This is a genomic window from Azoarcus taiwanensis (assembly GCF_012910885.1).
In the GTDB taxonomy this organism is placed as follows: domain Bacteria; phylum Pseudomonadota; class Gammaproteobacteria; order Burkholderiales; family Rhodocyclaceae; genus Azoarcus_F; species Azoarcus_F taiwanensis.
Genome location: NZ_WTVM01000159.1, coordinates 1 through 7,618 on the forward strand (window position 1 = coordinate 1; position 7,618 = coordinate 7,618).

General features: G+C 61.9%; 9 protein-coding genes. 4 read left to right on the plus strand and 5 right to left on the minus strand.

What is annotated here, in order from left to right; translation table 11 throughout:
* Positions 1-200 precede the first annotated feature (200 nt).
* Positions 201-1,364 carry a UbiH/UbiF family hydroxylase gene (locus GPA21_RS17820; protein WP_168989450.1) on the plus strand — a complete coding sequence of 388 codons (1,164 nt, stop codon included), beginning with the start codon at positions 201-203 and terminating at the stop codon, positions 1,362-1,364.
* Positions 1,365-1,378: 14 nt separating this feature from the next.
* Positions 1,379-2,095, plus strand: coding sequence for a DsbC family protein (locus tag GPA21_RS17825; RefSeq protein WP_168989451.1), 717 nt, complete (start codon positions 1,379-1,381; stop codon positions 2,093-2,095).
* A 171-nt stretch (positions 2,096-2,266) separates the two neighbouring features.
* Here the strand turns inward: GPA21_RS17825 and mltA are convergent, their stop codons facing one another.
* On the minus strand, positions 2,267-3,475 hold the full coding sequence (gene mltA, locus GPA21_RS17830; protein WP_168989452.1) for a murein transglycosylase A: 1,209 nt from the start codon (positions 3,473-3,475) through the stop codon (positions 2,267-2,269).
* A gap of 168 nt (positions 3,476-3,643) precedes the next feature.
* Between mltA and GPA21_RS17835 the strand changes: the two genes are divergently transcribed.
* Both GPA21_RS17835 and GPA21_RS17840 read left to right on the plus strand, forming a co-directional pair.
* On the plus strand, positions 3,644-4,516 hold the full coding sequence (locus GPA21_RS17835; RefSeq protein WP_168989453.1) for an ATP-binding protein: 873 nt from the start codon (positions 3,644-3,646) through the stop codon (positions 4,514-4,516).
* Positions 4,517-4,520: 4 nt separating this feature from the next.
* On the plus strand, positions 4,521-5,477 hold the full coding sequence (locus GPA21_RS17840; RefSeq protein WP_168989454.1) for a Nudix family hydrolase: 957 nt from the start codon (positions 4,521-4,523) through the stop codon (positions 5,475-5,477).
* Between the two features lie 92 nt (positions 5,478-5,569).
* Here GPA21_RS17840 and GPA21_RS17845 read toward each other — a convergent pair whose 3' ends face one another.
* From GPA21_RS17845 to GPA21_RS17860, 4 genes are all read right to left on the minus strand, one after another.
* A complete protein-coding gene (locus GPA21_RS17845) occupies positions 5,570-5,764 on the minus strand; it encodes a DNA gyrase inhibitor YacG (RefSeq protein WP_168989455.1) in 195 nt (64 codons plus the stop codon).
* The gene (gene zapD, locus GPA21_RS17850) at positions 5,761-6,516 is read right to left on the minus strand and encodes a cell division protein ZapD (protein ID WP_168989458.1); all 756 of its coding nucleotides are present in this window, start codon (positions 6,514-6,516) and stop codon (positions 5,761-5,763) included. The genes GPA21_RS17845 and zapD overlap by 4 nt, the downstream gene beginning before the upstream one ends.
* Before the next feature lie 165 nt (positions 6,517-6,681).
* Complete coding sequence (gene coaE / locus GPA21_RS17855) at positions 6,682-7,299, minus strand: dephospho-CoA kinase (protein ID WP_211163678.1); 618 nt, start codon at positions 7,297-7,299, stop codon at positions 6,682-6,684.
* On the minus strand, positions 7,296-7,618 hold a 323-nt coding region (locus GPA21_RS17860; protein ID WP_168989457.1), incomplete at its 5' end, for an SPOR domain-containing protein. The genes coaE and GPA21_RS17860, both read right to left, overlap by 4 nt.

Here is a 7,618-nt window from a genome sequence, read left to right on the forward strand (position 1 = left end):
AGGACAGTGAAACGTGACCGCGCCGATGATAGTGCAGATTGCCTGTGCGAAAGTAGGTCATCGTCAGACTAACCACACTCACTCACCCCCGCGTCCAAAAGACCGGGGGTGAGACCGTCTACAACAACAAATACATCTCTCAGTGACGGGCAGCGAACGCTCGGGCAAAATGGGCGCTGGTCCGTATTCAGGTTTTGCTCATGGAATTCGACATCGTCATCGTTGGGGGCGGGCTCGCCGGCGCGAGCCTTGCTGTGGCCTTGCGCCAATCCTCCTGGCGAGTGGCAGTTGTCGAGGGCGCGGTGCCGGTGAGGGCTGAGGGCTGGGATCAACGCATCTACGCTATCAGCCCAATTAACCAAAGCTTTCTCGAAGAGCTTGGCGTGTGGCAGCGGCTGGACGCATCCCGACTCACCCCTGTTTCGGAAATGCTGGTGTTGGGTGACAGCAATGGCAGCCTTCGGTTTTCCGCATATGATGCAGGAGTGGGGGAACTCGCCTGGATCACCGAGTCGAGCTTGCTTCAGCTCGAGCTCTGGGAAACGCTTAAACGCCAGCACAATGTAAGGGTCTTCTGTCCTGCAAAACCTTCCTCCCTCTCAATTGGCGATGCCGGCGCCGAGTTGGTTCTGACTGATGGTGTGCGACTGAGGTCGCGGCTGGTTGTTGCCGCCGATGGAGCGAACTCTTGGGTCAGACAGCATGCCGGCATTGAGGCCGATTTCACACAGTACGACGAGGTGGGTGTGGTGGCCAACTTTCGTTGCGCCGAAGGGCATCGGAACACCGCCTTTCAGTGGTTTCGGGATGGCTCGATTCTGGCGTGGTTGCCTTTGCCTGGGGACCGGATTTCAATCGTGTGGTCAGTTGCGACGGAAGAGTCGGAGCGGCTGCTTGCCTTGAGTCCCGAGGCTTTTTGTGAGTCGGTCGCTGCGGCGGGGGACCGGCGATTAGGCAGGCTGGAACTGGACTCCGCTCCCGCGGGCTTTCCGTTGCGGCTGATGCGGGTCTCGGAAGTGGTTCGGCACCGGTTAGCGCTTGTCGGCGATGCGGCTCACGCAATACACCCCCTATCGGGGCACGGTATCAATCTGGGCTTCCAGGATGTACGGGCGCTTTCCGAACGCTTGTTACGTTTGCCGCAATGGCGCGACCCAGGTGATCTTCTCGTGCTGCGCTCCTATGCGCGCGAACGAGCTGAAGAGCCGTTTCTGGTGCAGTACACGACACACGCGCTAAACCGCCTGTTCAAAATGCGCGACCCACTCACCTCCCTGGTGCGCAATGTCGGTATGAACCTGACCGAACGAGTACCTGTCCTAAAGAGTGCGCTGATCCGTTATGCGATCAGCGGGAAGTTCTAACCCTGGAGAAACGTATGTCCCACTTTCCTTTGCGGTCGCTGCTCGCGAGCGCGTTGTTCGTCGCATCGTCCGTTACGTTTGCAGATGTCGGCTCAGTGCGTCAAGGCGTCGAAGCTTTCGTAGGCGCGCCGGTCGTCGATTCCGTGAGCGAGACGCGTTTTGGCGGTCTTTACGAGGTGGTACTGCGCAGTGGCGAATTGGTGTACACGGATGCAAATGTAAGCTTCATCGTTGATGGTCGAATCATCGACACCGAGACCCGTCGCGATGTTACGCAGGCGCGGCTCACCGAGTTGGCTTCGATCGATTTTTCTGCGCTTCCGTTCGATCAGGCGATCAAGCAGGTACGGGGCGACGGCAGTCGCGTGATCGCATCCTTCGAAGACCCCAACTGCGGATTCTGCAAGCGCTTGGCGCAGGAATTGGAGCTGATTGACGATGTCACGATCTACACGTTTCTCTACCCGATTCTGAACGAAGATTCGGTGCGCAAATCGCGTAATATCTGGTGCGCCAGCGATCAGGCTGCGGCGTGGAACGAATGGATTCTTCGCGGTGTGACGCCGCCCGACGTGAGTTGCGACAGTTCGAGCGTGGATGCGAACGTCGCCTTCGGCCAGCAGATGCGGATTCATGGCACGCCGACAATGTTCCTCGCTGACGGTCGACGTCTCGGCGGTTACATGCAGGCACCTCAACTTGAGCAGGCGCTGTCCAGTGTGATCGAGTAGGGGCGAATCCCGAGTCTCTTTTCGCTTATCGGCACCCAGTGTGCCGCTACTCTATTGGTGGAACGATGAGAAGCGGTGCTTTAGAGCCTGCCAATCTTCGGTCCGGCGCAGCCTCTCGGCCAAGCGATCAAAGGAGCCTAGACCGGCGACAACGGTCGCATCTGGTGGCGCTCAAGGGGTGTGTCCGTTTGGCAGGAGCACCCACATGCGTCCTTGCTGACGCATGCGTCCGGCCAGTGCGCCTGCATCGTCGCCGAAGCCCCAGAAGAAATCCGCCCGGACCGGGCCTTTGATGGCGCCGCCAGTGTCTTGTGCGACCATCAGACGACGCAGAGGTCGGTCGCTAAGGGGAAAGGTCGTGTCGAGGAAAACGGGTGCGCCTAGCGGCGTGAAGCGCGGGTCGATGGCAAGGCTGCGTTCGGCGGTCAGAGGGTGGCCTTGGGCGCCGATCGGGCCCCCGTCTGACGGGGGCAGTTCCCGGAAGAAGACGTAACTGGGGTTGGTGTCGAGTAGCTCCTTCAGCCGGTTCGGGTTGCTCTTTGCCCATGCCTTGATTCCCTGCATCGAGGCGTTTTCCAGGGTGAGCTCGCCCTGATCGATCAGCCAACGACCTATTGAGCGATAGGGGTGGCCGTTCTGGTCTGCGTAACCTATACGAACCCGCGTACCGTCCGGCAGACGTACTTGACCCGAGCCCTGGACCTGCAGAAAGAACAGGTCGATCGGGTCGGACGCCCACAGCAATACCGGTGCGGGCAAGAGGTCGCCAAGCTCGGTGAGTTGTGACCGGTCCCAATACGGCACGATGCGGTTTTCCACCAGGCGACCACGCAAGCGCATGCCCCGCAGGTCGGGATAGACATCGCCGAGGTCGATCGTGAGCATGTCCTCGGGTACGCCGCGGATCGGCCAGGCGTATTGCGTCGACGGCTGGCGGCTTCCTTCGATCAGTGGCTCGTAGTAGCCGGTTACCAGACCTTGGCGGCCACCGTCGGGGTTGACGGTGGCCCACGGCGTGAAATGCGCTTCGAAGAACTGACGTACCGCATGTGTCGATGGCGTGGCGCCGAGTGATTCGGCGGCGGAGCATACGGATTGCCACAGAGACTGACGAATGAGTGTCGAACAGGAGCTGCGCAAGGCCGGCCAGGCCTGCGCATGATCGTCGTGATTCCAGCCCGCGAGGTCTGCCCAGGATGCCATCTGCAGCGGTGGCGCTGGCTCGCGCTCAGGTTCGGGCTCGGCGATCGTCGGACACGTCGGGCATGCCGGACAGGTTGTTTCGGGGCAGGGTGCCGGGGCGGTGCGGCTTGCGCATGCGCTCAGGCCCGCGATGGCAAGGGCGAGAAGCGCGAGATAAAGGGCCTTGGGTGCTTGCATGTTGTCGTCGTACACTGCGTGGCGATGGGGCCGGAGTATACCGGGTCGCCAAGGAGGCTGGCATGTGGGTGATTTTTCTGGAGGCGGGCATCGCGCTGGCGCTGCTCCTCACGATAGTCTGGGCGACCTGGCCCAGACGCGGGAACGATGATAAGGACAGGAACAAAGATGACGTTGAGTGATCTGTCGCGGTTGGTGGCGCGTGCCGAAGATGTGCTGGGTAGGGTCGAAGCGCTGTTGCCCGCGCCGGCGGCCGCTCCCGACTGGCGGGCTGGCGTGGCGTTCCGATGGGTGCGCCGTCACGGGCAGGGCAGACTGTTGCCGGTGCGCAAACCGCACGCGATACGCCTCAAGGATTTGCGCGACATCGACGAACAGAAGGCGCGCATCGAACGGAACACGCGGCAATTCATCGAGGGGCGGCTGGCAAACAATGTGTTGCTCACCGGCGCGCGCGGAACCGGAAAGTCGTCTCTGGTGAAGGCCTTGCTGACGCAATACGCAGGCAAGGGATTGCGCCTGATCGAGGTCGACAAGAACGACTTGATCGATCTGCCCGAGATCATCGACCTGATCGATGGAAGGCCGGAGCGCTTCATTCTGTTTTGTGATGACCTGTCGTTCGAAGAAGGCGAAGCGGCCTACAAGGCACTCAAAAGCGTGCTTGACGGCTCGCTGGCTGCGGTGCCCGAAAACGTGTTGATCTACGCCACGTCGAATCGCCGCCACCTGATGCCGGAGTACCATGACGAGAACCTCATGGCGCGGCATGTGAATGGTGAGGTGCATCCGGCCGAAGCGACCGAGGAGAAGATCTCGCTGTCCGAGCGGTTCGGTTTGTGGATCTCCTTTTATCCGTTCAGTCAGGACGAGTATCTAACGATTGTTGCCCACTGGTTGCGTGTGTTCGGCCTGGACAAGCCTGCCATAGAGTCGGCGCGGCAGGATGCCCTGCAGTGGGCGATGATGCGGGGTTCGCGATCAGGGCGTGTGGCCTGGCAGTTCGCACGCGATCACGCCGGTTCGCGGTCGACAGGGTGATCCGATGAGTAAGCTGGTTAACGTGGCCGCAGGCGTGATTCGCGCGCCCGATGGCAGGTTTCTGCTGGGGCGCCGTGCGCCGGGTACCTTTTATCCGGGGTATTGGGAGTTTCCCGGAGGCAAGGTCGAGGGCGGGGAGTCGCCGGCAATGGCGCTTGCCCGCGAGTTGCACGAGGAGCTCGGAATCATCGTGGACGAATGCTGGCCGTGGCTGGTGCGCGAACACCACTACGAGCATGCACGGGTACGGCTGCACTTCTTCGAGGTTCCGCGTTGGCATGGTGAGGTAAATGACCATGTGCACAGTGAGCTGGCCTGGGCCTTGGCGGAGGAATCGGTGTGCGAGCCGATGCTCCCAGCCAATGGGCCGATCTTCAAGGCCTTGCGTCTGCCGCGTTTCATCGGCATCACCCACGCGGCCGAGATCGGAATCGAACCACAGCTGAAGGCGCTCGAGGCGGCGTTTGCAAGTGGGCTGGAATGCGTGCAGATACGCGAGCCCGGCATGAACGAGGCGGCGCTCGGGCGCTTCGCGGCTGAAGTGTCGGCGCGTGCGCGTGAGCATCGCGCGATCGTGCTGATCAACGCGTCCCCTCAGCTCGCCCAGCGGCTTGGAGTCGATGGGGTTCAACTCAACAGCCGGGCATTGATGCAGTGTGAGCGCCGGCCGAATCTCGAATGGGTAGGCGCGTCCTGCCATGACCGCGAGCAACTCGAGCGGGCTGCCCGGCTTGGTGTCGATTTCGCCCTGCTCGGGCCGGTCCGCGAGACAACGACCCACCCGGCTGCGAGGGGTATCGGTTGGCAGCGTTTTACCGAGCTGGCCTCCGGTCTGCCCATGCCGATTGTTGCACTTGGTGGGCTGGGCGTGGACGACTGGCTTGCTGCCAGAAGTGCCGGCGCGCACGGCATCGCTGCGATCAGGGGTGCGTGGCGTTCGGCGGGCAGATATCCGCGTTGACCGGCTCGATTCGCGGAATTCGGCTTGCGGCCGAAGCATGCGACGAGGACAGCTCGATGGCGGCGTGGCGAGCGCGGATTGTGCGCTTGCGCTCAGTTCAGCGTGTCGTTCCCCTGCTCTTCGCTGTCGGGTGCTGCGGTTGGTACGCGATAGGATTCGGAAGCCCAGGCGCCCAGGTCGAGCTGCTTGCAGCGCTCGGAGCAGAATGGACGCCACTTGCTTGATGGCGCCCAGAGCACCGTCTTGCCGCACTGCGGACACTTGACCGAGGGTGTTTTGCGCGTCACAGGCTGCAAAACGTCAGCTCGAACGCCACGTCGCGTTCGACGGTACGAGGTCGAGCGATCGTTTCGGGGCGCATGAAGCGAATGCTCAGCGCATACTTGTTGGCGCTGATCTCGGGAATGGCCGCCTCGCTGGATGCAAGCCGGAGGCGCAGCATCTGAGCGCTGCGACCGCTCATGGTAAGTTGGTAACTGCCGTTGCTTGCCAGTTGCGGCTCGGGATGACCGCTCGCGCGGAGCAGCCGCAGCACGATCGTCAGCCCGTCGCGGATTGGCAGCATCGGTTGAATCCAGGCTTCAAGGTCACCGCGTCGCGCCGCCGGGTCTCGATTCAGCCAGAAATGATAGGAGGGCAGGTCGAACTCGCATACGCCTCCCGGGATGGCTGCCCTCGACCGGATTGCCATCAGCCACTCGTTCTCGCGCAGGTATTGTCCGATCTTGCCGGCCATCGCGAGCAGTGAAGCGGAGGCCTGCTCGATTTCGTAGAGTGCGCCCGACAAGGCCTCTTCGGAGATTTCTGGATTATTGCGGAAGGACATCAGGATCTGCCGCTGCCGCTCGAGTTCCTGCATCAGGTCGACCTTGAGATCGGCCCGGCCAGCGACTTCGAGCACCTCGAACAGCGTGATCAGCGCGACGTGGTGATCCTGGGGTGCATCGCTTCGGTGGAAGTGACCAAGCTTGCGGTAGAGATCCTCGAGCCGCAACAAGGTGCGAATGCGCTCGTTGAGAGGATATTCGTAGCTGATGATCACCGCGTCGCTCAAAGAATCTCTATTGCAGGTTGGCAGGGTGGCTGTCCCCTGGGTCAGCAGCGCGTCGGACCGGTTGTCGATTTGCCGCCAGGGAGTGGGTCCCCTCGATCGCGAAGATGATAGCACAGCGCCTGGGGGCGCTATGCCGTATGCCCAAGACAGTCAGACGGCCGAGGCCAGGCGGCGGTATGTCTGGTCCAGAGCGCAGACACGGGCCTCGAGCTGCGCGAGCGTACCACTGTTGTCAATCACGTCGTCAGCTGCTGCCAGCCGTTGGTCGCGTGTTGCCTGGGCAGCCATGATGGCACGGACCTCCTCTTCCGCGAGGCCGCTGCGTTTCATGACGCGTGCAAGCTGAAGCTCGCTCGGGCAGTCCACGACACATATACGGTCGCAGCGATCACGATAACGTTCGGACTCGATCAGGAGCGGAACCGAAAGAATCACGTAGGGGGAGTCAGCGCGCAGACAGCGCTCCTGACTCAACTGACCGATGAGAGGGTGGAGAATGGTTTCCAGGCGCTTGCGTGCACTGCTGTCCTCGAACACCAGAGCTCTCATGGCGTTGCGGTCCATCGCGCCGTCCGGACCCCGCATGGCGGGGCCGAAGGCCGCGACGATGAGCGGCATCGCTGCGCCGTTCGCACCGGTGAGTTCGTGAGCGATGGCGTCGGTGTCGACCACCTCGATTCCCAACGCCGCGAAGGCATCGGCAGCGGCACTCTTGCCGCTACCGATGCCTCCGGTCAATCCGACGATGAATGGGTGGTTGTGCGTCATTGCTGACATGACTCGCGTGCAGCCTGTCTTGAAGCAGGAGGAAGTCGAGCAAGGATCTGTTCCATGACATCGGCGGGTGCGGTGAATTCCAGGCGGTAGCTTGCCGGGTTACGGGTCGTTATCTCTGCTCCGGTGACCCTCAGTCGCTGCAGATCGGCAAGATGCTGTCTTGCGGCAGTTTCGGTTCTGAACAAGCCAAGCGAGATCGAATGCTGCTCCGGACCCGCGTCGCGGACGACGAACAGATCGGATACCCCGAGCTCACGCAATTGCTGTGCGCGTTGATCGGCAGCTTGTCGGTCGGCCGCCGGTGGTATGC

Coding starts and splice junctions, on each gene's coding strand:
- GPA21_RS17840 (WP_168989454.1), top strand. CDS start 4,521: ATGAGTAAGCTGGTTAACGTGGCCGCAGGCGTGATTCGCGCGCCCGAT.
- mltA (WP_168989452.1), bottom strand. CDS start 3,475: ATGCAAGCACCCAAGGCCCTTTATCTCGCGCTTCTCGCCCTTGCCATC.
- GPA21_RS17825 (WP_168989451.1), top strand. CDS start 1,379: ATGTCCCACTTTCCTTTGCGGTCGCTGCTCGCGAGCGCGTTGTTCGTC.
- GPA21_RS17835 (WP_168989453.1), top strand. CDS start 3,644: ATGACGTTGAGTGATCTGTCGCGGTTGGTGGCGCGTGCCGAAGATGTG.
- coaE (WP_211163678.1), bottom strand. CDS start 7,299: ATGACGCACAACCACCCATTCATCGTCGGATTGACCGGAGGCATCGGT.
- GPA21_RS17820 (WP_168989450.1), top strand. CDS start 201: ATGGAATTCGACATCGTCATCGTTGGGGGCGGGCTCGCCGGCGCGAGC.